We start from the raw sequence: 25006 nt of genomic DNA, 5'->3' as shown, positions 1-25006 counted from the left end.
TATCTTCGATCGAGGGTTTCGAGCCGAATAAATCTATTTTTCAGCATTTGCTGTGCCCTTCACGTCTCCCACTAATTGTGGGCTTTGTTCTCGAATTGCGATTCTAGCTTAGACCCGCGATCAACTACTCGCCATGCAACCCGCTACACGGGAGTTCGTTATGCGGACACCACTTGCAGTGCTCGCCAGTGGTATAGTCCGCATAAGAGCTCGTATTCGCTTTCTGGAGACCACCGAGAATCCGCGTTCTCGCATCCTCGAGACGGTCATCGTCGTACGTTCGAAGATCGATATCGGGCCCCACATCGCCAACATAAACGTAGCCGGCAGTCGTGATCGACTCCTCGAACAACTCCTCGCAGGCTAGGATGTACAGCGGGAGCTGCCGATTCGTTTCACCTTTCGCTGACTCGGTCGCCTTGTAGTCTAGGACGACCAGTTCACCGTCGGGTCGTCGGGCGAGACAGTCGATTTCCCCTACGACATAGTAGTCCTCGATCTCGATCCCAAAGGAGTGTTCGGCACTGAGAAGGGTCCAGTCCGCAACTGGCGTCTGGAAGAAGCGATCGACACAGTCGAGTGCATCCTCGAGTGCCTGCTCTAACCCGCGCTCAACGGCGAGTTGTTCGCAGATTTCCCGCCACTCGGAACGCTCGGTTCGGTTTCGGTCGATCGCTGCTTCCGCCGTCTCATGGAAGAGTACCCCAATCTCCCGGTTCGATGCTCCGGTATCCGTCGCCGTGACAGACGGTGCATCGTTGGTATCAGTCTCACTGCCATCGCTGTCCACCGACGGTCGCAACCGCCGCGGCAGCTCCGGCGCGTACACCACGTGATCCAGATAATGCTTGCGAGCACAGTCCTCGACGGTGCCGAGTGAGGTGTAACTGTGGCTGCGACGGATCGAAGGGGTCTCAATCGTCGTGAACGCATCCGATTGAATATTGATCGATGCAGGCTCCCCGTCGGATAACGTCCCATTCAGAAGCCGATCAGCCTGATCAAGCACCGTCTCGACCGCCGCTTGGTACGTTAACTCCCCCCCGTCATACGTCGCGACGGCCTCCGTCTGGCGTGGCGAGGCCTCGCTCACGAGTTCGGTCCAGTCTTGAGCAGAGGCGGGGAGGCTCTCTTGAATCTGCTCCCACACTGGAAACGAACTGGCTGAAACGTCCCAGCGAATGCCATCCCCAATCCACCGTTGGATATAGTCCAATGTCACGCCCTCATCAGGCGTCTCAGGGGCCTCACCATGGCCGCATAGGATCAGTTGTTCTTCGGCACGCGTGATCCCCACGTGGAGTAGTCGACGTGCTTCTTGTTGGTCGCGTTTGATCTGATCAGCTTCCCAGAAGCCACACCCATTCACTGCTTCGACCAGATCCGCATACGAACGTGCTCGGGGTGCCCACTGATCTGCCGTCAATTCCGGCATCACTACCACCGGAAAATCCAGCCCTTTCGCCTTGTGGATCGTCATAATAGAGACGGCGTCACTCGCGCTCTCACCTTGCTCGTTCGGCGCTGAATCCGTCACGTCCGTAATCGAGTCGTGGTGATCGAGATAGTCGAGAAAGTCTGCATCAAGCGGGGGTTGAGAGGTGCCATCACCGTACTCAGCGATCAACTCCTCGAGTCCTTTGAGTTCACGACGTTCAGTGTGTGTCAGGAACCACTCGATGTCCGTCGTGTGCAACAGTTCGTGATAGAGTTGCTGCACCGAGAGCAGATGCCGTCGCGAGAACAAATGATGGAAGTGATCACGGGCCGTGACGAATCGCTCCGGTTCCGACAGCTCGGACGGATTGGCCGAAAAGACGGCATCAATAAGCCGATCAGCTGAGTCGGCCAACAGTCGAAGATCCGCCTCACTCAAGCGATATCGCATAAGAAGAACGCGCCTGACGCTGACATCATCTGACGGTGCCGCGATTGCTCGCAAGTACGCGAGCACGGTTTCGACGCCGACGGATTCGGTTGCGAGATCGCCGACCAATTCGAAGGGAATCCCCGCTTCACCGAACGACTGGATTAGCGGTTCGGCATGCCTGTTCTTCCGAACCAGAATCGCAATATCTTCTAGGTCATACGATTCCTCGACCGGGTCGAAATCCCCACGCAGTAGGCCGGCGATAGCTGTCGTGATCTGATTCGCCTGATACTCGTCATCATCCAACGCATCCTCCCCATCCGGTGGTGAGGTATCGATATAGGCCACTCCGTCCGTCGCGTCGCGTTTCTTGCCAAACGCCGTGAGTTGTTTGTCACTCCGGCGGTCCTCCAGCGCTGTGATCGCGTCGTTGGCCAGATTCAGTATCGGCTGCTTCGAGCGGAAATTCAGGTCCAACTCCTTATCAATCAAATTCGGTTGGTACGTGGCAGTCAGCTTCGACCCGATGTTTTCGCTGTTTGCCCCACGCCACTCGTAGATGGCCTGATCATCATCGCCGACGACAAACAGGCGATTGTGCTTGGCCAGCGCCTCGACGAGTTCGAACTGAATCGAGTCTGTGTCTTGGAATTCGTCACAGAACACGTAGTCCCACTGGCCAGCGATTTCGGCTGCCAGGTCGTCATCCCGCAAGAGCTCGACCGCTTTGTGAATGAGGTCGTCAAAGTCGACGAGTTCCGAATCGAGGCGCTGGGTCTCATACGCCCGATATCCGGTTACGAAATCAGCGGCACGCTGGCAGTCCTCGAGGTACGTTCGCAGCCGGTCGATAAGCGTGAAGGGGAGTTTCGGGATGCCGGTGGGGAAATCACTCTTTCGAGTCATTCGATTCCCTTCGCTTCCGTAGCCGCTGAAAAGAACTGCTGGAATCCGAACAGCCGCCTGTTTCGCCCCGTGATCGATCGCGTCGGAATCGGTCCGGATTCGTGCCTGAATCGTTTCTGTGGTTTCGATTAGTTGCTGAAGATACGCCCCGATATCCTCTTCGAGCGGTGACGTGCCCAGGCTCTTCTGTTCGAGCTGTAATTCGAGTGCGAATGTCTCAAGATCGTCACAGAACGCGTCGGCGCCGTCTCGCAGCGATTGCCGCCGAAGGTGATTTCGAGCGGCGGTTTCGATTCGATCCGCCATCTCGTTCAATTCGACGAGAACTTCCCCAGAGGGGAGATACGTTTCGAGGTCTGCGGGGCGTACACCCTCCTGTTTCATCGAAGAGATGAAATTCAACAAGGCCTCCGGCGGTGAGTGCCGATAGCTGCCGTCGGGATTCACGAACTGATACTCGATCTCCTCTACCGCATTCTCCGCGAGTTCGAATTTATCCGCGTCGCTGGCGACCGTGAATCCGGATGGAAGGTCTGCATAGTACGGATACTCCTTGAGAATCGAGTGGCAGATGGAATGGTACGTGTAGGCGTCAATATCGTAGCCTGCGGTGTCAAGTCGAGCGTTGAGCTTCCTCCGCATCGAATCCGCGGCTTTGTTTGTGAACGTGAGCGCGAGGACGTTCTGTGGTGAGGTCTGCTCCGTTCGCAGCAAGTGCTCGACCTTCCGGACCATGGTGAACGTCTTTCCGGTCCCGGCGCCGGCTAACACTCGCATCGGAAAGTCATCCGTCTCGATGATCTCTCCCTGATTGCCCTTTGGTCCCTCATCGACGTCGTCGTCCTCTTCGAACACACCGCTCATGAGAACCGAACCTCTTCGGCGAGATAATCGCCACAGCCCCGGCGATAGTCACAACCCTCACAGGCCTCCTCTTGGATCAACGACCACGATTGCTCGGTCGGATCGAATACCTCGTCTCGAATGCCGTCGACACCCCAGCTGAGTAGGGACTGTAATTCCTCTTCGTGTGACCGATACAGGTCCGTCATGTCCCACTCCTTCCCGGAGACGCTGATACTGTACCCCTCTTCAGTCGCTTCGCGTGTCTTGGAGCTGATCAGTCCGTAAAACATGAATCGAATCTCATCGCCTGCAGAGTAGCTCTCGTGTTCTTCAATGCCGGCACAGTACATCTCGATCTGGAGCCACTTTTTGAGTCGTTTTGGGTAGTGCTTCGTCCCTTCTATCTGGTTCTGAAGGTCGGACCCACTCTTATTCGGGAATCGTCGCCCGCTGTAACTCGCCTTGTAATCGATGATGAGCAGGCCGTCTCGGGTTTCGACGATGTTGTCGGCATACCCGTGCATCGGCCCTAACTCCGGATCGACCCATTCGAGATGAACTTCGGTCCCTACTGAACGCCGAAGATGCTCGACACCCTCCCCGCTGGTTTCGGGATTGAGGTAGTCCTCGATCGCAGCCTTCGAAATCTGCCGGTCGTATTCGTAGGAGGCCGCCGAGGGATAACAGTCGACGCTCGTCTCTTCGGCCCACTGTTTATCGAACTCTTCACGAGCAAGGGCTCTAACTGATTCCGTGTCTGTAGCGGGTGAGACAGCATCTGCCGTTTCCTGCAGTGACGTATCGAGGACATTCCCGCGATTGAAGTACCGCTCCATGTCAGTTCGATCCTCGGTCTCCAGTTGGTGTTCATAGTTGAATTCGAACTGCCGGGGGCAGGTCAGATACGTCGCCACCCGGGATGGGGACATACGGTCAGTCACGTCGAACCCTCCCATGTCGGAAGTCGATCCGAGCCTCGATCGCATCCCGAACGGTCGCTGCCTCAGGCTTCTCTAGGAGTGTTTCAATGGCACGCAACTCCTGTTCGTATGCGTCGAGATCGACCGAGTCGCCGCCGACAGCTGCCCGTCGTACCTCTTCGAGTGTCTCGTCGACGTGCTCGACGACGAATTCACTCGCCCCACCGTGACTCGCTATTGGTGTCTCCCCGTCGCTGGCGAGTGGTTCGATGGCATCGAACGTATCCACGAGCTCGGTCAGAAATCTCGAGGGTTGATGATACGTACCCAGCGAATCAGCATTTTCGCGAGGCACACCGAAGTACAACTGATCGGAGGCGGCACACGCACCGATCCCGAGTAGCCGTCGACTCACCTGGGTGAAGTATGCGTAGAACGGGTCGTCAACTGTCTCGGTCGCTGTCTCGAAGGTTTCGGCGACATCCCTCACGGATTGTGTCGTGAGTGTCGGGAAAGCCGACTCCGTCCGAAGACGGCTTGTCGGGATCAGAGCTGTGAGGTCCGGGGTGAACGGATAGTCCTGATCAGTGACGTTCGGGAGGAAGACTGCCTTCGAGGTGGTGTGCTTGAGTCCGTAGATCGTCCGAACCTGCACACCCCCATCGGCTCGGTCGGTTTCGATATTTTCCAGACGCGTTGAGGAGTACTTGAACGCGCGCTCCACTGCCGTATGACAGGCATCCCACGTCGAATCAAGCCGTGGTTCCGACTCCAGAAATTCGGCTAACTCGAGAACCTTACGGAGCTGCCGAAACTGATCTCTGGTCTCGATTTCTTCCCAGTTGGTCCCGATTCGGTCTTTGAGATCCGTTGCCCCAATCCACATCCAGAGGCCGTCTATAGCCGAGGACACGTCGCGGATGTCTGTAAGAATATCTTCGGTTGCGCCCTCGATTTCGAGCAACCGCTCGCGACATGCATTTGATGTCTCCTCGTCGGTCGATTCTGCACAGACTGTAATTACGTCGTGGAGTTCTCTAACCGCCGGATCGTCGCCTAATCGGGAGAGCGTAACCGCGGTGGTCGGAATCCCGTGTCGCCGGAGCAGCCGTATCGTTCGCTCTATCGGCGCGCTCGAATCCTGATAACCGATGGTGATATCCGAGTACGTGTATTCCGATGTTCGGCAAAGCCGCTCGATTTCATCCGCGATGAGCGTGAGCTGTTGTTTGAATGTCGGTGCCTCGATGACTCGGACGGCACCATCCGCAGTCGTCGTTTCGGGGCGATCACCAGTCACCAAATACCGCCCGATGGTCTGTGGCAGTGCCGGCGATTCAGTGGTGTCTTCCTCCGGGATGATCTCCAGCCCATCCGCCATCTCTTCGACGGAGCCCGCTTCCCGCCAGCTACTGAGGAGGCGACTCCGGCGTTCAGCGAGCGCACAGACGGTTGCGTCAGCGGCCTCAGCTATCATTTCCAGGAACTGTCGTTCAGTCTGTGCGAACTCCTCAAAGTCGGCGATAACTAGTACCTCTCGCTCTGCGATGGCATCCGGTGTCTCGTCTTCCTCAATCGCAGTACGGAGCGCGGCCGTCGCGAGTGGAACTAGCGACGGCTCATCAACGTACTCGTTCGTCTCCAGAAGCGTTTGGAATTCTTGTCCCACAGCGGCGATCTCCTGCAATGCGGTCGACTCATAGATCTCCGGTGAGAGCGCGTCACGAGACTCCATCTCGATGAGCAACCGACCAACGTCTTGCTGAAAGGATCCCTGTTGAGCAGCATTCGCCAAATAGTCCGTTCCCCATTCATGCTCTGAGAGATGTTCAGCAAGTAGCTCGATCCGCTCGTGATCCGAGAGGATTTCAATACTGGGAATGAGTGTCCGCAGGATTTCGGTGGCAAGTGACGTGAGCGTTTTTACCGTGGGACGCCCGACGACATCGAGTGTCGTCGCTAGCTCCTCTGTGAGTGTCTGTTCACTACAGAGGCGGGTTAGACAGAGGATCTCTTCGAGGTTGTTCTCGTCGAGTAGGTGCTCGTATCGCCGAGCGACAAGATCGGATCGTGCTGGGCAACCGAATGGATATACGTGGAGATCGCCAGATAGCGATATTCCAGAAGCCGTCCCCATTATGATACGTAGTGTCAGAAGCCGCCGACATAATGCTAGTGGCGTCGGTGGTTTGAATATACACTACTACAGAACTGGTCAGAGTATAAGTATCATTGAGTAAAACGTCTCCATATGCCGGCGAGCGGGAACGAAGATAACGTCGTGTGCCCGGTCGACGGCTGCCGCTACACCGACGCCGTGGAATCGGTAGCGGCACACGTGAGCGGTAAGAAAGACTCCAAGCACGACTGGCAGGCGTTAGGATACGACACTTATTACCAATATATCCGAGAGCAGAGAACCGCCCCGAGTTCCTCGCAGTCGGTGCTTGTCCATATGACGGATAGCCACATCGGTCGAGAGAAAGGTGGTCATCATGGAAAGGGGTGGGAAATTGATTGCGCTACTGGATTCAGAAAGGCTGTCGACGCCGCTATCTCGGTCGACGCGGATGCAGTCGTTCACACAGGTGATCTATTTCATAACGATTCCACGACCGGAATAACCAACAAGCATCTCGGAATCTGTATCCGCGAACTGGCGAAATTACTTGAATCGGATATTTCTTTTTTCTACATCCTTGGTGACCACGAGAGAGAGGACGGGAAACGGGCACGCGATAAATTGGTCGACTTGGAATTGGCCCAGCCACTCGATACGGCGCCGATATTAGTGGACGACCATTTTGCGCTGTACGGTTTAGACCATCGGCCGATTTCATGGTGGACGAGCGGCCATTTCGATCCTGAACCACCGCCACGGGAACGAACGGCCGTTTTAGCCCTTCATCAGTCGCTCTACCAATTCGTGAATCCAGATCAAGCTGAATGCGATGCTAGGGAGGTCCTTAGACGGGCCCGGCTGCGAAACTTCGCGTTCGATGCGATCATCGATGGACAACATCATAAGGACGCAAGGGATGTGGTCCAGGGCTGTAAGGTCCTCTGTGGCGGGGCAACAGAGCGAATCAGCAAACGATCGTTCGAGCCATTCGTTCGCGTATTCACCGCCGATGCCGACGGATTATCTCACCGAAAGATCTCATTGGATGTGTAGCCACCAGCGACGGGGTGAGTAGGTTTTTGACAGTCCGATACATGAAGTGAATCCCGATCTACGATTGTCGCTATGATGTTAGTGTCGAAAATTTTTTCATATATTCAGTCTGGGGAAGGTCGAGTAAAGACGACATTAATTCAGCCGCAGGCAGATTCTGGAAGTCGTTCGGGTTATTCGAATGGGACTATCTGGTGAGTTACGCACAGCTGCATCCGCACTGGTGACGTAATCGCTCCCGTGGTAGACTGCCCCAACGGACTCGTGAGTAGGTCAAGCAGTGTCTCGATAGTACGGGGTTCCCGTGCGAGTTGGCAGATCGTCTGGATCACATCGCCCAATGCTGTCTCGGAGAGAGGGATCTCGGTTTGTAGACTGTATGGTAAATCGTACGTTTCGAAGACTTCCCGCACTTGATCGGCATACTGAACTGGGCTCGCGAGGACGACGCCGATATCGTCGGTCGGTGTTCCTGTCGATATCCGACTCCGGACATCTTGAGCGGCGGTTCGGGTCTCATCGGGGACGGTTTCTGGTTCGGAGAGCGTCAGACCCAACCCAGCCGCATTGACGTCACTGGTAGACGGCGACTGCTGGGGGTGGCGATAGAGGCTTCGAGTGATGCGTTGTCGCGCTTCGATAGGGATTGAGTCAGAGGCGTTGAGATGTTCTCGGACGAAGTTCAAATCAAACTATGTATGTCCATAGCGCTTGTTTGGCGCCTGTATCAACACCCAGTGTCGGGTTCTCGTCTATCTGCTTGGGGTGGCGAGCAATTGTCGCCCCAATTGTCGGACAGGTGTCTAGGAGTAGATCTGCTACGCTTCAGCGAGGGTTCTAACCCGAGGCCAAGTATTGTACATTCAAGTTCTTTCGTTGACTTCTGGATACGCAATGACGGATGACCCGGTGGTTCTCGACTTGATGGATTCAGAACCCGCTTATTCCTCCGAGTCCGGTGGGCTGTTTCAGGAAGATAGTCGAGAGTCCCTGAAACAGCTCCCCGATGGCTGTATCGACCTAGTCGTTACGTCGCCTCCCTTTGCACTCCAACACAAGAAGGAGTATGGAAACGAAGACCAGGAAGGGTACAACGACTGGTTCATGGAGTTTGCCGAGGAGGTACATCGCGTTCTTGCTCCCCATGGAAGCTTCGTCATCGAGATCGGCGGTGCGTTCGAAAAGGGCTGGCCCAAGCGCTCTATCTATCAGTTCCAACTCCTCACCCGTCTCGTTGAGGAGGGGGATTTCGACCTTGCACAGGATTTCTACTGGTACAATCCTGCTAAGCTTCCCAACCCGATCGAGTGGGTGAATGTTCGAAAGATCCGCGTCACCGACGCTGTCACCCACATCTGGTGGCTCTCGAAGGACCTCAACAAGGACTCTGCGGTCAAGGATGGTGAACACCCGCAGCCGGAGGCGAGCAACCAGCGGGTGTTACAGGAGTACAGTGAGAGCCACAAGAACCTGTTAGAGACTGCGGAGTACAATGACGGCAAGCGAGGCTCAGGATGGGATATCGACCCGGAATCCTTTGCCAACAAGAATGAAGGCTCGATTCCAGACAACTTGATCGAGGGCCATTCAGCCCAGGGCGTTCTTGATCGCTGGGACGAGATCTCCGCGCTTAAATTCCTTGAGCTGATTTCGGATGAAGGCCCAGAAGATCTGTCGGCAGGGGACCTGCTTCGGACTTTGGGGATGGGTGGTCCAAACCCCGATAATTTGGTGGAGGCCTCAAACACTGCGAGCAACACGCATTACCTTCGGATGTGCCGTGAGTTCGGATTTGACCATCATCCAGCTCGGTTTCCCCGACAGATCCCGGAGTTCTTCATCAGCTTCCTCACGCCCGATCCGCCGTATGACGACTGGGACCGCGGTACGTTGGACCGGCCGATCGTCCTAGACATCTTCGCCGGGAGTAACTTGACTGGGAAGGTCGCAGAATCGAAGGGGCGCTATTGGCTCGGCTTTGAGCGAGAGGAACAGTACGTGCAGACCTCGCAGTTCCGGTTTATGGACGAAGACGAGATTCGAGACTCGTTGAACGATGAAACGAGTGACTTCGGCGAGTTCGCTGAAGTCGGGAACGATTAGGAAACGCTACGGCTCTGGTTCGGATTCCCCGCAATCGGTGAAATCATCCAGCCCGTGCTGAGTGTCGTTGAATTTCCGCTCAACTTGCATCGGTGAGAGGAATCGTACCTCGGAGGCTTCGAGATACTCTTCGTCTTTCTCGAATGCCAGCCAATACCGACCCAGCTCTTCGGCAATCTTGCCCGTGATGTTCGATCCGCCGAAGATATCCAACACCACCGGTCGGTCGAGATACCCACGGTTCCAGTCATCGTAGGGTGGATTTGGCGTGAGGAACTTCACGAAGAACTCCGGAATCTCATCAGGGAAGCGTGCTGGATGCTTATCGAGCCCTGCTCGACTGCACATCTTGTCGTAGTGGGTCTGGCTACCCGTATTCGTCGCGGAAATAAGGTTATCAGGGATCGCGCCCCCGGAATCGGTAAAGAAGCCCTCTTCGCTAATGTTGTGGCCCGACGGACGCTCTCCAGCATTGTACTCCCCCTTCTCCATGAGGTCCTGCTGGCTTTGACTGTATTCCGTCAATACCCGGCGATTATCCGCTTCTGGGACCGGTTGCTCGTCCGGCTCCGTCGCACTATCGGCGGAGATGTTCGGAGCGAGCCACCAGATGTGTGTTACTGCATCACTCACCCTGATTCGCCGTCGATTGACCCATTCTGCGGGGGAGGGGAGTTTTGCTGGGTTATGCCAGTAGAAATCCTGTGCGAGTTTGAAGCCGACGTGGTCGCTCGTGAGTTTGGTGAGGAGCTCGAACTGGTAGGTCGACCGCGATGGCGTCCCTGAGTTGAAGGCGCCGCCGATTTCGATGACGAAACTCCCGTGCTCACAGAGGACGCGCTTGACTTCCTCGGCGAATTCGAGGAACCACGCTTGATACTTTTTGTCCTCATCGTCCCAATCGTCGCCGTACTCTTTCTGGTGTGCCAGCTCGAAGGGTGGCGACGTAACGACGAGGTCAATCGAGTTTGACGGCAAATCATCGAGAAGATCACGGCTGTCCCCGAGGTATGCCGCTCCGTTGTCAGTCGAATATGCCGCGGAGTGGGAGAGGAGATCCGTTACCGGCGACGACGAAGTCATATTGAGAAGTCTCTTTCGACTGTAGTAAGTGGAGCGACTCTCGTCATTTCTTGTTTGTGAACGAACTGTTTCTGCCCTCTATCGTGATTTGTTATCCGGTAAAATCGGTCAAATCCCGCTTTTCGGATTCTGATTCCTGAAACCGTTCGAAGTCATCCTCAAACCCTTGAATCATGCTTTGAGATCCTTCACTGTCCTCCTCGATTCCGAACGAACGACCGCGGAACGGTCCGTCATCGGGTATCTCTTTGGTTCGACGAATTGAATGGAGTTGCTCTTCCAACGCCTCGCTGAGCGCTGCTGGGTTCTCATCGTATGCCGGATCTGGCTGTTCGTTGAGCGTCAAAATCGTGTAGGGCTCGTTTTGCATAATACGGGCGGCCATCTGCGTTGCGTCCTCACGGAACCCGGAGCGGGCAACATAGAGGATCGTGTTGGCGTTCGTGAGTCGCGCGGTTGTCGTGACGCTTGCAATCTGTGTCGGCGTGACCTTCGACCGTGAGGCTGAGCAGTGAATCAACCACCGCGTCAACGTCAGGTTTGCATCGTCCATGATGACGTCCGTGGTGGCTTCGCTCGTACCACTATCGTCGGTTCGGCGCCCGACATACTCCAGTCCCAGCTGCCGCCCGAGCCGGACAGCAAGCGCGATGAGTCCGGTTTCCCGTTCGGATGAGCTTCCCCCATCGAGTGCGTTTTCGAGCTCGGTGAAGCTGAGCCGAAGCGCCTCTCGAGGAATTCCTGTTCGTTCGGCGTACTGCTCTAGTATCGGCTCAAGAACCTCAGCATCGAACGCTTCCGTCGGCTCGATGAGGTTCGGTGAGCCACGTTGGGACGTAATCTCGAGATATCCGGCCCCTGCGAGCGGGTTAAGGATGTTCTCCGTGATCTTCCCTTGCGGGATGTTTCGGTCATGGTGATTCGTTGCTAGTGTTCTGACATCCGTATTCTCGATCGCTTCGTCGGGATCGATTATCGCGAAGGCACGGAGAAACGCCCGCTGTTCGTCGGTGAGCCCTTCGAGTGCGTCGAGCTCCTCTGCGGTGAGTCCCAGTATCTCGTTGAGTCTGCTTGTGTTGATCTCGTAGTACGGACTTCCAGTGTTGAGAATCTCCGCTTCAGCGAGCCAGCCACGCATCTGGCTCCAGTGGTTCGAAGTTTCTCCGATCTTGATGTCGTAATAGCGACCGAGAGCGTCCTTGATCTCGTCTGCTGTCGTATCTTGCCCGGCCGATTGGAGGTCCCGAATTATGTCGATCACTTGCCGCCCGTGGAGGTTCAGCAGAATATGCCGGGCGAATTCGCGATACAGTTGGTCTTCGTCGTCCCTGAGGTCGTACAGCCGCTCGCCGAGCTCGGTGAAGTAGAAGTCATCCGTAACGAGCTGGTACCCTCGATCTTTGAGTCCGAGCACGACGAGTCGCGCTCGCTCATCGGGGGTTCCGGAGTCTTCGAAGAAGCGCTCAGCCACGACGGACTTGAACTCCGCTTCCTCGCCCTTGTGTTCTGCGACCAGATCAAGGACTGCAGCGAGCTTCGTGTACTCCCCGGAATCAGTATCGAGCTGCGCCGGGCTGAACGCATCTCCGAAGGGGAGGTCGGACTCATTCCCCACCATGTTGTAATTACATATTGTTTCATAACCGAGATATTAGTACTATCGTCGAGGGTAGGAGCGAAGATAGGCTGCTGAGAACGCGCGCGCTTCAGCTCAGGCTACGGACATTTTTATACAAAGAGCTGAATAAGTAGGACAGCTCAATGAAGCGAGATAATTGCGACCGGCCGACCTGCTCTACTGACCTGATGGAGACGACGGATCCGAGCCAAGTAACGGATCTCATGGGTACTGAGCGGCCACAGTACGTTACAACGGCCGGGAACGAGACTGTCGAGGTTCGTCCGTCTGCCGAGGCTGTTGGTGAAGACCCAATCCAGGGAGCTGCATTCTCCGGCGACAGTAGAGATCTGATTGACGCGGTGGAGGACGCCTCGATCGATCTCGTCGTTACGTCCCCACCATTCGCGCTCCAACGGAAGAAGGAATACGGGAACAAGTCCCCGAGGAATACGTTGAATGGTTCCTCGACTTCGCGGAAGGGATCTACGACGCCCTTGCAGAGAATGGCTCGCTCGTGATAGACATCGGCGGCGGGTGGCAGAAGGGAAAGCCGCTTCGGTCACACTATCACTTCAAACTCCTCTCGGCGCTTACCGACGACGACGGGCACCTCGCAGACCGCATCGATGAGAGCTTCAATCTTGCTCAGGACTTCTACTGGTACAATCCGGCCAAGCTCCCAACGCCCGCCCAGTGGGTAACTATCGAGCGGATTCGGGTCAAGGACGCGGTGAACCATGTGTGGTGGCTCTCGAAGGGTGACGCTCGTGAGAAACCGGATAATCGGCGGGTGCTCAAAGAGTACAGCGACGCTCAGAAGCAGCTCATCGAGAACGGCTACGACGCCAAAACGCGGCCGAGCGAGCACAAGATTAGCGACACCTTCGACAAACCGGCCGAAGATGGGGCGATCCGACCCAACTTCCGAAACGCGATCGACGATAAAACGGTCAAGGAGGACCCGTCGGAACTGCTCGAAAAACTCGATGTGCCGGAGAACCTCTTGGAGGTCATTCTCGAAGAGGGGTTGACCGAGGAGTTAGTTCAAACACTCGGGGCTGCCTATACCGAGGATAACGTCCTCGAGATTGCGAACACACGTTCACAGACGCCGTACCTCCAGGCCTGCAAAGAGACGGACACCGATATTCATCCAGCGCGATTCCCACGTGAGCTCCCGAAATTCTTCATCCAGTTCCTGACTGAACCGGGTGATACTGTGTTGGATATCTTTGCTGGGAGTAACACCACCGGACAGATGGCCCAACAAACCGGACGGAAGTGGCTCGCGTTTGATGCTGAGGAACGCTATCTTGAGGGCTCCAAATATCGGTTCCAGGAACCTGAAGAAATCTCTTCGACAATGCCATCCGAGACGGTTGCGAATTCGGATTAACCCCCTGGACAATCACCTTCGGTGCATCCCCTCACTTCTGAATCTCGAGGAACGACAGCATACACTCCTGCGGGAGCAATCCACCGTGGTAGTAGCGATCGCCGCTATAGCCCTGCTTGCTGAAGTGTTGGCGCGGATCAACGAGGAGCTGGAGATCCGTTTTGAGATAGTCGTTGAGCCCAGGCGTGCTTCCAGAGACTGACACACCGTTGGTCAGTCCACTCAGGTCATCCCCTGCGACTCGGCGATACTTCACTTCGCTATCTGGGGCGCTTGAGGGAACGGCTTCCGTGGTCGTCCCCTCGGGGAGGAGCACGAACCCGTGGTCAGTAACGACGTAGATTCGGTCCCAGTTCTTGTTGTCGAGCTTATCGCGAATCATTGCCGCGAGCTCGGTGACGTAGTTGTCGAAGTGATGGACCATCTCGCCGATTTCGCCTTCCCCGACCTCGTCGATTTCCTTGTCGTAGTAGGCGATTCGATTCTCTCCCCAGCCGTCCTCCCGGTCATCGGGGACGCTCCAGCCTTCATCACTAAGGAAATCTTTCCGGCGCTGCTTGTTCGAGAGTGAGCGGTCGCCTTGGAAGGGAGTGAGCGCCCCGTTGTACATTTCGAGCGAGAACCGGAATGAGCGGCCGGGTGTGAGTGCGGCCATCCCGAATTTGGTTTCGGAGGGGAGTATCGAGAGCCTGGTCTCACGGGAGACATCAAAAGAGTCGTTGAGCTCCGCTGCAAGCTGCTGTGCGAGATCATAACGGAGCGCGTCTATGAGCAGGACGGCGACGGTCCCAGCTTTCTCGAACTCCTCTTCGTGGTCGCTCCACCACTCATGTGCCGACTCCTTGTTGAGCAATGGTTGGCCGACCTGCATTGCCGCCTCGACCTCATCGGCGAGCGTTCCAAGATACTCGCGATAGCGGCTTGTGAGCAGCTCGTTGCGAAGCTGGGGGAGCGCCCCGGTCGCTGGGTGATCGGCTGGAACGTCCGTTTCGGGGGTGCCCGTCAGTTGGAGGTGCAGGACTTCATTGTCGATCTGCCAGCTCCCTTCGTCGATATCGGCATAGGCCGAGAAGGGCTCTGACTGTCCGTCTCGGTCCTCCCAGGCAATGAATTGCTGCTGGAGGCGGGCGAGGTGCTCACACTGGGCCCAGAGATCGCGCCATCCCGTGTGGTCAGGGTAGACCGTCAGGGCATCCTGCCTGATCTGTGCCTGCTCGATACAGGTGGAGAGGTCTCCTGCCTCGAAGGTCTCGTACCAGGACTCCCAGAGTGCGTCATCGAGCGCTCGGTCGACCGGACAATCAGCGTATGCCCAGACATCATCCAAGCTCCGAATCACCTCCGCCCAGAACTCTTCGCCTAGGTACTCTTCGGCGCGGGCTCTGGATCCACCCATGTTGAGCAGGGTTGTCAGGGGGCTGTGGCTGGACTCACCGTAGCCTGCGGGGAAGTGTGAGCCGTCGACGCCGCTGCGGTGGAGTGTCTGGGCGACGGCCCACCGCCGAACGGTGTTGGTGATCTCCTCGGGATCGGCGCCATCTGGGATGGGGATGTCGTCGTCGAGTTTGGTCCGAATCTCGGCGACGGTTTCGGGATCTCTGCTGATATCGGGCCATCCCTCACGCAGGAGGTGATCGATGATCTTGCCATCGCCGCGGGTGTAGATCTCCTCTCTGAGACTTCCGTATGTAGGGATTCCTGGTGTCTGGAACTCGGCTTTGATGATCCCGGCTATTTGTGTTCTGGTGGCGGCGTCGTTCATTTCAACGTCGAAGATGTCCCAGGGATTTACGCCATAGAGGTCGCCGGTGAGCTCTTCGATGCTCTTGGTAACTTCCCCGCCGGTCTCACGGATATCGCGGAACCAGTCCCGACCCTGTTTGCCCTCGCCGACGTACCACACAATGGGTCGGTCGGTCTCATGTTCCTCTTTGAGTGCGTCCGTTCGGAGGCTGAGGGGAAACCCCTCCGCGGCGCGGAAGCCGACGCCCAGCTGCTCGGCGGCTGCCTTGACGATCTCTTCGAGGTGGCCGCCGTCGTCCCACCAGACTACTCGCACCTCAGTCGTGTGGCTGTCCGGGAAGGCCTGCTGAAGGCGCTGTTCTGCTTCGTCGGTCAGGGTGTGTTGGGGCTGGTTCATTTGTTGTCCTCTCCGTCGATGACAACGATAGTGCCATCATCGTAGTTCGAGAGCCGTTGCCAGAGGTCATCATCTGTCGTTGTCTTGCTCCCATCAATGATGGCCCGCCCTTGTGTGAGCAATTGCTGGGCGCGGTCCGGGTTCGGGATCGATTTCCCACTCACTGAGTTCTGGATCTGCGTGGGGACGAATCCCGTAGCGTCGTCGGGCAGTTTGTCAGAGAGTTCTTGGAGCTGTGCGTGGAGGGACTTGCCGTCCTCTTTCATTTCGAGCAGGGCGCGTCCGTTTGCGAGTGTCTCGGCGTCAGTCCGGAGCGCTTTCTTGGCGAAGGCCTCCTCGGCAGGAGGTTCCTCGACTGCGTTCGCGTTGTCAATGGTCGCTTGTAACGTGTCGAGCTCGACGGTTGGATACGCGTCGGTGACAGCTTCGATATCCTCCGCGAGAGTTTTACTTCGCAGGGTTTCTGTGAGTGATTCTCTGAGGGCGTCGACATCTTCGGCGGTAGCAGGGCTACCGGTGAGGTCTTGGGACAGCTCTTGGAGGGTCTCGACTCTAAACGCCGCGGCGTCGTCGAGCAGCGACTCCACTCTGTCGGCGCTTGGAATCTGTGATCCACTCGTGGCGGCGCTTACCGACCCAGTGACCGAGGCGGTGGGATAGTGCTTGGTGAGCCACGTACTGACCGTGGTGAGTTGGTCCCACAGCGGGGTTTCGCCGTCATCGGCGATGAACAGTGGGGCGGTCGAAGCGTAGCGGTCGGCTTGCTCAACGACCTCCTCGTTGGTGAGGAGCGTTGGGTCCAACTCTGCGTCGCCGAAGGCTGGCTTGAGTGCGTTGTTCAGACTTGCCAGTGTCAGGTGGCTGTTGAACTCCAAATCCGTCCGTGAGACGACGGTGTTGAACTCTTGGGCGTGGTCGGTTGCCCAGGTTTCGATTCCTGAAAGCAGGTCCTGTGTGTCGTCGGTGTCTGGGTCTTTGCCGACGAGGGCTGCATAGACGTCGCTCAGCTCCTCCGGTGGCGGCGAGGGATCGAAGACGACGATTGCGTCTTCAAAACGGGTGGTACTGGTGATGGTGCGGGCGATTTCCCGCGTATCAGTTAGTCGCTCGCCATCGGCTCGGATTGCGATCCGGTCGTCGGCGACGAGGACAAAGAGAAGTGTCTGCAGGGCTTCGACGGGAGTTCCGAGGAACTCCCCACCCCGGCCGTTGATGGTCTCTAACACCCGATCGCCGCTGACGCGTTCATCGGTGTCGAATCGGTCCAGTTCGAGAAACTCCATCGCCCAGCCACTACTGATTGTCCTGGGAACGGGATTGACGCCAAGCTCGTCAGCGTCGTCGCTGCTCAGCGGGCATGGCCCACCGTTCTTGAAGAAGTCGACAAACGCCTCTAGGTCCTCCATCTGGAGCGTGTGATCGATGTACTTTCGATCCGGGAATTTCTCCTTGACAGCATTTTTGACAGCGTCATCGAGGTTCTGGAGGTATGTCCCATAGGCCGCTTCCCGCTGGGGCCGGTAAACGGCGGCATCGTTGAGCCGATCGTGGAGATCGTCTTCGACCTCTTCTTGCATCGACTGTTGGTCGAGTCGGTGGTCCGGGCTTGGGTCGGCCATCCCCCGCAGGACTTGTTGCATCCCGATCAGCTCCCGAACTTGTCGGCGGGTTGTTTCGGTGATTTTGATGGTGATCAGGACATCTTCACGGCCGGCCGGTCCACTATGGGCTTCTTGCCACTGTTTTCGTTCGTCGCTAATCGTGTCTTCATCGTGGACCAGCACCCGGAAGACGAGTTTGTCGTACTCCTCTGTGACTGAGCCAGGGATCGACCGGTCGATCGCATATCTGACGGTGTATGTGATTCCTTCAAGATCGCCGAAAGATCCCGTTTGGGTGCCTTCATGCGCTGGAAGACGCGTTTGGTCGGCCTCTTGGATGAACTCCTGAATGTTGTTCTGGACTTGGTGTTCGGGGAGGTCGGTTGCCTCCTGCTGGACTTCTTGCCAGAACTGGATTTCTTCTTCGGAGAGGATAGTGTAGGTCGAAGGTTCCGTCTCCGTGCTCTCTCGAATCAGGTTCTTCCTGACTAAGTCCTCGAGATGACCCTCAACGGTCTCTGTTAGTGTGCTGATGTCGGTCTCGACGTCGTCAATCAAGAGCCGGGTGAGGTTTTCGGCGGTTCGAGGGACGGTGTCGACCTGACTCAACAGGAACAGTGCCTTGGCGGTTTCGGCGGTCGCTTCATCCAAGGTGCTCTCGACGCGACTGATCAGGTCGGTGGCCCACGCCGAGATGAGCTCGGTGTCGTCGTCGATGATGTCGAAGAGCTCGTTCCAGGGGACGATGACGCCCGGCGGGTCGCTTGCCCAGCCATGGTTGACGAACAGCGACCGAACGCGGGCAAGGAGTGCTCGCCCCTGGATGTACTCCCTGTCGGTGTCCCGATCGCCCTCGATGAGCCCCTGCATGGCGTCTCTGAGGAGCCAGAGGTCCAGATCGCGGAACGGATAGGCTTCGACTGGGTCGTTGTGGGTGGGCGGTTCGGCGTCCTCGCTGAGTGTCGGTTCGAGCTTGGGAGCGTCGGTCAGGAGTTGTGAGTCGATGTGTTCGGCGCCCTCTTTCGATTTCTGTAGCCAGCGCTTCCGGACGATGGTCTCAGTGTCTGCGCCTTCGAGTTTGACCTCCTGGGCGTACCACGCATCGCCGTCGACGTCGCCGAGGAAGTTCTGCTGCATGTCCCGCATTGGCCATTGACCGGTGCCCAGAATGGGGGGATTGAGCCCTTCGATGAGGGCGGTTACGGTGTCGACGACCTCTTGGTACCGTCGCTGCTGATCGCCGACGTAGATCGCGATTTCGTCTAGACCAATGAGGTATTCGTAGGTGTCCCCGTCTCCTTCGAGGTGGCGCTTGGTGCGGTGGAGGCGTTCCACGAGGTCGTCAGGGCCGAACGCGTCGGGATCGATCGCTGCGGCTGCGGCCTCGATTCGGGCGTCAACGGCTGTTTGGGAGTCTAGGCCGGCGGCAGCGGCGCCGTCGAGCTCGGGGATAGCCTGCTGAAGCCACGGGCGTAGGGACGCCGGCCGGTCAACGACGTCGGCAAGCTGTAGTGACTCGTGCTCGAGCGTTTGGAGTTGCTCCCAGAGGCCGTGTTCGATGTCGAGTTGCCAGCAAAACTCAAGCAGCCATGGCAAGTCGGTGTGATAGCCACGACGACGTCCGAGCTCTTCATACAGGATCAGCGGGAGTTTCGTGTCGTCCCGATCCCGGTCGAGCAGATTGAGGAACAGCGGCTGGAGGTGATCGATGTGGGAGTCAGCGATCGCCTCGCGGAACTCTTTGAAACCCGACGTGGTGTTTGCGAGTTCATGAGCGTATGATTCTAAGCCCTCCAACTCGCCGGTGGCGACGCCGATGAGTTTCAGCAGGTGTGACTTCCCTGAACCGAAGGTCGCATGGACATAGCGGAATCGGTGGTCGATGTCGTGGTTTTCGACGATTGCAGCAGTCTCTTTGAGAACGCGCTTTGCGCTGTCGGTTTCGTAGAACTCGTCGATGTCCGTCTCGATTTGGTCAGTCTTGTCGACCTTCTGAATCGGTTCGAGTCCGCGAGTTGGCTGGCGGTCCGGCGGAAACAGGTCGGCGAGAGTGTCGTATTCAGACATCTTCCATGTACCCCGCAATCACTTTCTTGCCGATTCGGTGGGCCGGATAGTAGTGGCGTGCCTGTTCGTTGAAGAAGCTGAGTCGGCCGCCGACGACTGAACCCGGGAAGGGAATGCCGACGGTCGTGTTGACGTTTTTCCGGTCGAGTTCATCTAGCAGTTCCGAAGCTCGGGTAAAGGGGTAGAGACTCCCCAAGTTCAGCAGGACCAACACCGAAGAGCGGTCGTTCTTGACCGCGCCGTTCTTGATGTGTTTCTCGATGAGTGCGTCGACCAGTTCGGCGGCGAGGTTCCGTTCGAGGGTGTCCTCAACGGCGTCCGTCTCGACGCGATCGAGAGCGCCAAGATCGATGGTGGTCTCGAAGGCCCTCGTCTCCGGCATGAGTGCATCGAGCCGGACGCTTGTGATCGTCACATCAGCGCCCCTGGTGTCGCTGACATCCTCCCAGTTTTTGAGATCCCCGTCGGGGGCGCTTGCCCACGTTTCGAGGCGTTTCGTGAGCCGGTGTTCGATTTTTGGCTCGACAGGCACCATGACGAAAGGATTGCGAATCCCTCGGCGCTCTCCGCGAGCGAAGTCGACGAGTTCTGTGGTGAACTTGACGAGCGGGTTCGTGTTTTGCTGACTCATCGAACGATCACCCCGCCATCGACGTCAATGAGTTCCAAGCCCTCGGTGTCGAGGGACTTGATGTGTGCTCTGAGTGCGTCATCGTCAGCGTGTAGCAGGCCAACTCCGGTCAACTCCTCGGGTGCCTTGCCGTCGACAACGCGATCAAGCGTGGTGAGTGTCTCTCGGCGATCCTCGACGGTCGCTGTAGTCAGACAGTCCCACTCTAGAGAACCATCGAGCCGGCCCAGGATGCTCGTTAAGGTGCTCGTGTCTCTGGTTCCTGGCTCCGGATCGGTGAGGCCCTCAAGAGTGGTTGTGATTCGCTCAACAGTTTTCCGGAACGTACGAAGTGGGTCCACGTATGTGACTCTGAAGCCGTCTCTGACTGTTGGCGGGAGATCCATCGGCTCTATCAGCCAGGCGTGGTCCTCGAGATCAGTCTGGAGTGATTCAATTCCAGTCTTTGCCTGCTGGTCCGCCCACGCGTCGGTGAGGTTGTCAATGGCGTCAGTTCGTGCATCAAGCTCGCCGACGAAGGTACTCCAGCCATCGGCAGTCCACCAGTCCGTGTCCGTGGCGGCGCCGACCTGGTCGGAGAGTGTTTGGAGGTTCTCATGGACGTCCTCGCCGAGCCACTCTACTCCACGAAGTTCCGGTCGGGTGAGAGCTTCAAGCTGGAGGAGGAACGGGAGGCGTTCCTCCCAGTGCGTCTCGGCCATGGTCAGTATCTCCCTGTCTGTCTCCATTGCTTCGACCATCTCTCGAAGTTCGTCCGTTCCGACGGTGGTGGCGTCGTCCTGTCGCTCAGCGGCGGCATCTTCGATGTCCCGAGCCGTTGTAGCAATCCGATGAACTAGCGTGTTCACCGCTGCCGTCTCGAAGGTGGTCTCTGCTTTGACGCTGGCGTCGTTTTTGAGACCGTTGGCCCGGGTTTCGATGCTTTCGAGCTGCTCGACGAAGTTGATATAGCCCTGATTCTCGCTTTCGGTCGGTTCGATGATGTCGTGGTCGACGAAGACGTCCTTGGCTCGTGGCCCTACTGGGACCGTCGAGAGGGTGATTGTTGTGTGTCGACGCGGGGTGAGGAGGGCGTCGAGTTCGACTGGCTCGCCGTCGACGGTGGTAACTCTGAACACGCCCGCTCGACATAGGCCCCACAGGACCGCAAGCATCGCCGGCGATGGGTCCTTCCCGGTGGGTGCCTCCACGGTGAAGAGTGGCTCTTCTTCGATTGCCCGGTTTAGGATGGTGGCGACGTCGACGCCGTCACCGCTATCTTGGATTTTGGTCCCGATGAGCTTCCGCACTTCAAAGGCGATATCGCTGAACGTTGCGATATCGCCGGTTGATTGTGCTGGAACACCGATGGTATCGGCCCAACTCGGGAGCGGGTCCTCGTCGTCGAGCTGGCGGAGCTCATCTAAGTGTGAGTCGCTAATCCGGGCGAGTTCGGGGTGGAAGTAGTCCGGATACGTCTCGTTGACGTACTCCGATAGCGCATTATCGATGGTCGTAAAGTCGTCAGCTTGGACGGTGAAGTCGCCATTCGAAAGCGCTGCTTGGAGTTTCTCCCTGACGCGGTTTGCTGCGTCACTCCGATCCCGAACAACCGATTCCGGTGGGTTCGTTTTATTCGTCGCCTTTTCCAGCGCCCACCACTCAGTGAGTTGTGAGCGGAGCTCATCCATTCCTTCCGATTCGAGCGTCCAGTAGAGCTTGTCTTGAGCGATTTTGTCGTTGTCGACGTCCGGCCGCAGCCCGCGGATAACGACGTCCACGTCGAAGACGGCTGACTCACTATCGCTGTAGCCTGTTTCGAGCGCCGATCCGTCGATATGGAACGAATAGCCGACCGGGTAGGCCGTGTCGTCGTCATCAGCCTCCCATTCGTAGCCCGTCGGGAGGCTCAGATCGGCGACGATATCCTCCCAGAGGTGATCGTCCAGCGATTCGATGATCTCGTCCCACTCCGGCTCCGTCTCGTACTCCCGGGCGTCGGAGATGAGACGCTGTTCTTCGCGATCGGTCAATCGAAGATCCGCGCCGTCCGTACTGGTGTCTGGGCGGATGTACTTCTCGAGACTCCCCTCTAGGGAGTTTCGAACTCTGGTCTGGACGTTCGAGCGGATCTCACCTTCGAGATCGTCCATGACAGCAGTCGCGATATTGGAGTAATTCGGTTCCGTCTGGGGAATCATCTCGGGAACGTACGACAGCAAGAGGACCACCTTTGCGACTTTCAGGTCGAATGCATTGGTTTCTGGGTCGTTTTCGATGTCCTTGATGACCTCCGTCTTTTCCTGAATGATGTCTTGGAGCTCGTACTGGACGAGGTTGTAGAAATCAACTAGGCTGATGATCGGAATCTCGCCGTCTTTTTTCGCCCATTCGGCCCGCAGCCCGGCGACGAGCGCGAGGACGGCGCGGGCGGTCCCCGAGAAAATCGATTTGGTTGCATCGGGAAGTAGTTCTCTCAGGTTCGAGAGAATCTCCATGAACAGCGCCGGCTGGTAGGGGAGCAGCGGGTAATACTGGATGAACTGCTCTTCGTCGATATCGTTGAGCGGCGGCGCCGTGTTCTGCTTGACGTCCCGATAACTGAACATGACCTTCGGATCGACTTTTGCTGTAAGGGCGTTATTTTCGATCCATTGGGTGCCTTGGTCGGATTTGGCGAGGAGGCGTTGTTGGACGATTTCTCCGGCATGGCGACTCGGGAGTTCGTACTGCTGTGGGAACCGGTCTTTGAGAATCCCGAAGTTGAGCTGCTTGACGGCAAGCCCGGGTTGGACGTCCTCAATTTCGGATTGGGCGGTGACAACCGAGATGATGTTGCCATCTCCGACGTCCTTGATTCCCTCCGCGAGGGCATTGAGTTCGGAGAGGCGCTGGTAGTTCCCACCGATGAATAGGGTGACTTCGTCCATCAGGAGGGCGATTTTCACCGGTCGATCATACTGCTCTTCGAGCTCTTGGCGGTAGGACTCAATTTTTCGGACGGCGAGTTCCTGGCCGATTTTCTTGTTCTGAATGTCGGCGAGGTTGTCGACCATCCCGGTGGCTCGCTTGGTCAGGTCTGGCAGGACGATGTCCGAGAGGAGTTGATACTGTCGAACGTCCGTCCAGCTATAGTCGGGATTGTGAACGCCCTCTCCAGCGAGGATGTCGTTGAGGAGTTGCTCGCGTTTTTCCCAGACCTCGCGGGTGTCGAACAGTCCGCCCGTGCGCTTGAACTCCTCCTCAAAGAAGGAGACATCGAGGCGCTCGCCGAGCCCGCGTTGGTTGTAGACCTCTTGGAGGACGATCTCGCTGAAGCTCTGTTCGCGAACGCCCTGGTACTGGAGTAGGTTGATCGACAGAGGGACGATGATCGTGTCGTCATGGAGGCCGCGCCATTGCTCGCCGAGCTCGGGCTCGGCGTGCTTGTCGTCGAAGCGCTCCCAGGCAGATTGGCCGTCGTGGGCTTCAACCTGTGACGTATCAAGCAGGAGGTCTAGGGCAGTAAGCAGGTGGCTCTTCCCGCTGCCGTAGTAGCCATACAACCAGTGGTTTCGCTCGTCGGCATCGGGGGTGTCCTCCTCGAAGTGGGTGAACAGGTCCTTTAGGAAGTCTACAGTTGCGTCCGTGAGGTGATAGTCGTCGAGGTAGCGTTGGTAGAGGAGTTCACGCTCCTCGGCGTCGTCCTCGACTTCCAGGTCCCGATCGATTCGGATCGATTCCTCGAACTGTGGGTCAGGGTTGTCAAACAGCTGTTCGTCGTCGATCATGCTGTTTTCCCGAAGTTCGCGTAGAAGTCCTCGACCGGTTCGTACCAGAGGCGGCCGTGGGACTCATGGGTGCTCCATCGGGTCGATTTGGCGAGCCGGTCGCTCTGGGGGCTCCAGAACGGCTCGGGCTGGAAGAGATATCGCCATCCAAGCGGGTTCTGTAACCACTCATCGTCCAGCTGTTGCCACGACCAGTAGGCCGCTGTCTCCAGGGGGGTGTCGCCAATGTTTGGGACATCGCCGTCGGTTCCCTGCTTGGACTGGATTACGCCGATTGAACGCAGGGCGCTCCGGAAGTTCGTCCCCCACCGGTCTTTCGTTGAGTCGGAGAAATCCAGTGGCGAGTCGTCGGTATGGCGGAACTGGTCCAGGAACGCGATGATTTGCTCGTTGGAGAAGTCAAGGCTGCTGACGCTCTTTCGCTGGAGCTGCTGGATGTATTCATGCAGGACATAGCGGACGACGGCGTCCTCGGCGACGAGGTAACAGAACAGGACCTGGTGTTTGTCCCGTTCTTTTCGGCACGCATCCAGCACTGTAGGGAGCTGACTGAGTGGTGGGAGACCTCCGCCGGCTTCCTGCAGTCGTGGTTTGATCGCATTATATGCGCGGCGGGAGCCCTCGACAGTGAGTCGGCCTGCCTTCCGCTGTTCGAGCCACTCGTCGTTGGTCGTCTCCCAGTCTCCACATTCGTTATACAGTTCGACGATGGCCCGGGTCTGTTCTAAATCCAGGCTCGCGGCGACGAGCCCGATATGTGTCTCGTCCGGACCGAACTGGCCGTTCAGGGAGTTGATCTCGAAATTTCCCGATGGCCGGCCGTCTGGCATACGCTGTAAGGGGATAGGTTCCCACTTAGATGTTCTTGTCCTGAATCATTTTGACAATCGACAGTCGG

The 25006-nt window shown here is 57.2% G+C and carries 14 protein-coding genes; 4 read left to right on the top strand and 10 right to left on the bottom strand.

What is annotated here, in order from left to right; translation table 11 throughout:
* Nucleotides 1-124: 124 nt before the first annotated feature.
* The 3 genes from DU484_RS00470 to DU484_RS00460 are packed head-to-tail and all read right to left on the bottom strand — an operon-like array spanning nucleotide 125 to nucleotide 6679.
* A complete protein-coding gene (locus DU484_RS00470) occupies nucleotides 125-3640 on the bottom strand; it encodes an ATP-dependent helicase (RefSeq protein ID WP_114604767.1) in 3516 nt (1171 codons plus the stop codon).
* Nucleotides 3637-4578, bottom strand: coding sequence for a PD-(D/E)XK nuclease family protein (locus tag DU484_RS00465; RefSeq protein WP_157969445.1), 942 nt, complete (start codon nucleotides 4576-4578; stop codon nucleotides 3637-3639). The genes DU484_RS00470 and DU484_RS00465 overlap by 4 nt, the downstream gene beginning before the upstream one ends.
* Complete coding sequence (locus DU484_RS00460) at nucleotides 4556-6679, bottom strand: PD-(D/E)XK nuclease family protein (RefSeq protein ID WP_114604765.1); 2124 nt, start codon at nucleotides 6677-6679, stop codon at nucleotides 4556-4558. Before DU484_RS00460 ends, DU484_RS00465 begins: the two co-directional genes overlap by 23 nt.
* A gap of 114 nt (nucleotides 6680-6793) precedes the next feature.
* Between DU484_RS00460 and DU484_RS00455 the strand changes: the two genes are divergently transcribed.
* Both DU484_RS00455 and DU484_RS00450 read left to right on the top strand, forming a co-directional pair.
* The gene (locus DU484_RS00455; protein WP_114604764.1) at nucleotides 6794-7717 is read left to right on the top strand and encodes a metallophosphoesterase family protein; all 924 of its coding nucleotides are present in this window, start codon (nucleotides 6794-6796) and stop codon (nucleotides 7715-7717) included.
* A gap of 894 nt (nucleotides 7718-8611) precedes the next feature.
* On the top strand, nucleotides 8612-9820 hold the full coding sequence (locus tag DU484_RS00450; protein WP_114604763.1) for a DNA-methyltransferase: 1209 nt from the start codon (nucleotides 8612-8614) through the stop codon (nucleotides 9818-9820).
* 6 nt (nucleotides 9821-9826) lie between these two features.
* Here the strand turns inward: DU484_RS00450 and DU484_RS00445 are convergent, their stop codons facing one another.
* Together DU484_RS00445 and DU484_RS00440 are read right to left on the bottom strand one after the other, a co-directional pair.
* Complete coding sequence (locus DU484_RS00445) at nucleotides 9827-10903, bottom strand: DNA-methyltransferase (RefSeq protein ID WP_114604762.1); 1077 nt, start codon at nucleotides 10901-10903, stop codon at nucleotides 9827-9829.
* 91 nt (nucleotides 10904-10994) lie between these two features.
* Complete coding sequence (locus DU484_RS00440) at nucleotides 10995-12521, bottom strand: restriction endonuclease (protein WP_114604761.1); 1527 nt, start codon at nucleotides 12519-12521, stop codon at nucleotides 10995-10997.
* A gap of 188 nt (nucleotides 12522-12709) precedes the next feature.
* Here DU484_RS00440 and DU484_RS20195 point away from each other — a divergent pair, with 188 nt between their 5' ends.
* Together DU484_RS20195 and DU484_RS00430 are read left to right on the top strand one after the other, a co-directional pair.
* Nucleotides 12710-13042, top strand: a complete 333-nt coding sequence (locus DU484_RS20195; RefSeq protein ID WP_157969444.1) for a hypothetical protein — start codon at nucleotides 12710-12712, stop codon at nucleotides 13040-13042.
* Nucleotides 12925-13920 (top strand): site-specific DNA-methyltransferase, encoded by a 996-nt coding sequence (locus tag DU484_RS00430; RefSeq protein WP_316043088.1) that lies wholly within the window; start codon nucleotides 12925-12927, stop codon nucleotides 13918-13920. The genes DU484_RS20195 and DU484_RS00430 overlap by 118 nt, the downstream gene beginning before the upstream one ends.
* Before the next feature lie 31 nt (nucleotides 13921-13951).
* Here DU484_RS00430 and pglZ read toward each other — a convergent pair whose 3' ends face one another.
* The 5 genes from pglZ to DU484_RS00405 are packed head-to-tail and all read right to left on the bottom strand — an operon-like array spanning nucleotide 13952 to nucleotide 24938.
* Nucleotides 13952-16060 (bottom strand): BREX-5 system phosphatase PglZ, encoded by a 2109-nt coding sequence (gene pglZ / locus DU484_RS00425; protein WP_114604758.1) that lies wholly within the window; start codon nucleotides 16058-16060, stop codon nucleotides 13952-13954.
* Complete coding sequence (locus DU484_RS00420) at nucleotides 16057-19728, bottom strand: hypothetical protein (RefSeq protein WP_114604757.1); 3672 nt, start codon at nucleotides 19726-19728, stop codon at nucleotides 16057-16059. Before DU484_RS00420 ends, pglZ begins: the two co-directional genes overlap by 4 nt.
* Entirely contained in the window at nucleotides 19721-20359 is a 639-nt protein-coding gene (locus DU484_RS00415) for a BREX protein BrxB domain-containing protein (protein WP_114604756.1), read from the bottom strand. The genes DU484_RS00420 and DU484_RS00415 overlap by 8 nt, the downstream gene beginning before the upstream one ends.
* Nucleotides 20356-24108, bottom strand: coding sequence for a hypothetical protein (locus DU484_RS00410; RefSeq protein WP_114604755.1), 3753 nt, complete (start codon nucleotides 24106-24108; stop codon nucleotides 20356-20358). The genes DU484_RS00415 and DU484_RS00410 overlap by 4 nt, the downstream gene beginning before the upstream one ends.
* The gene (locus tag DU484_RS00405) at nucleotides 24105-24938 is read right to left on the bottom strand and encodes a BrxA family protein (RefSeq protein ID WP_114604754.1); all 834 of its coding nucleotides are present in this window, start codon (nucleotides 24936-24938) and stop codon (nucleotides 24105-24107) included. The genes DU484_RS00410 and DU484_RS00405 overlap by 4 nt, the downstream gene beginning before the upstream one ends.
* Nucleotides 24939-25006 lie beyond the last annotated feature (68 nt).

The organism is Haloplanus rubicundus (assembly GCF_003342675.1).
Classification (GTDB): Archaea; Halobacteriota; Halobacteria; order Halobacteriales; family Haloferacaceae; genus Haloplanus; species Haloplanus rubicundus.
This window is presented reverse-complemented; position numbering and strand designations above follow the sequence as displayed.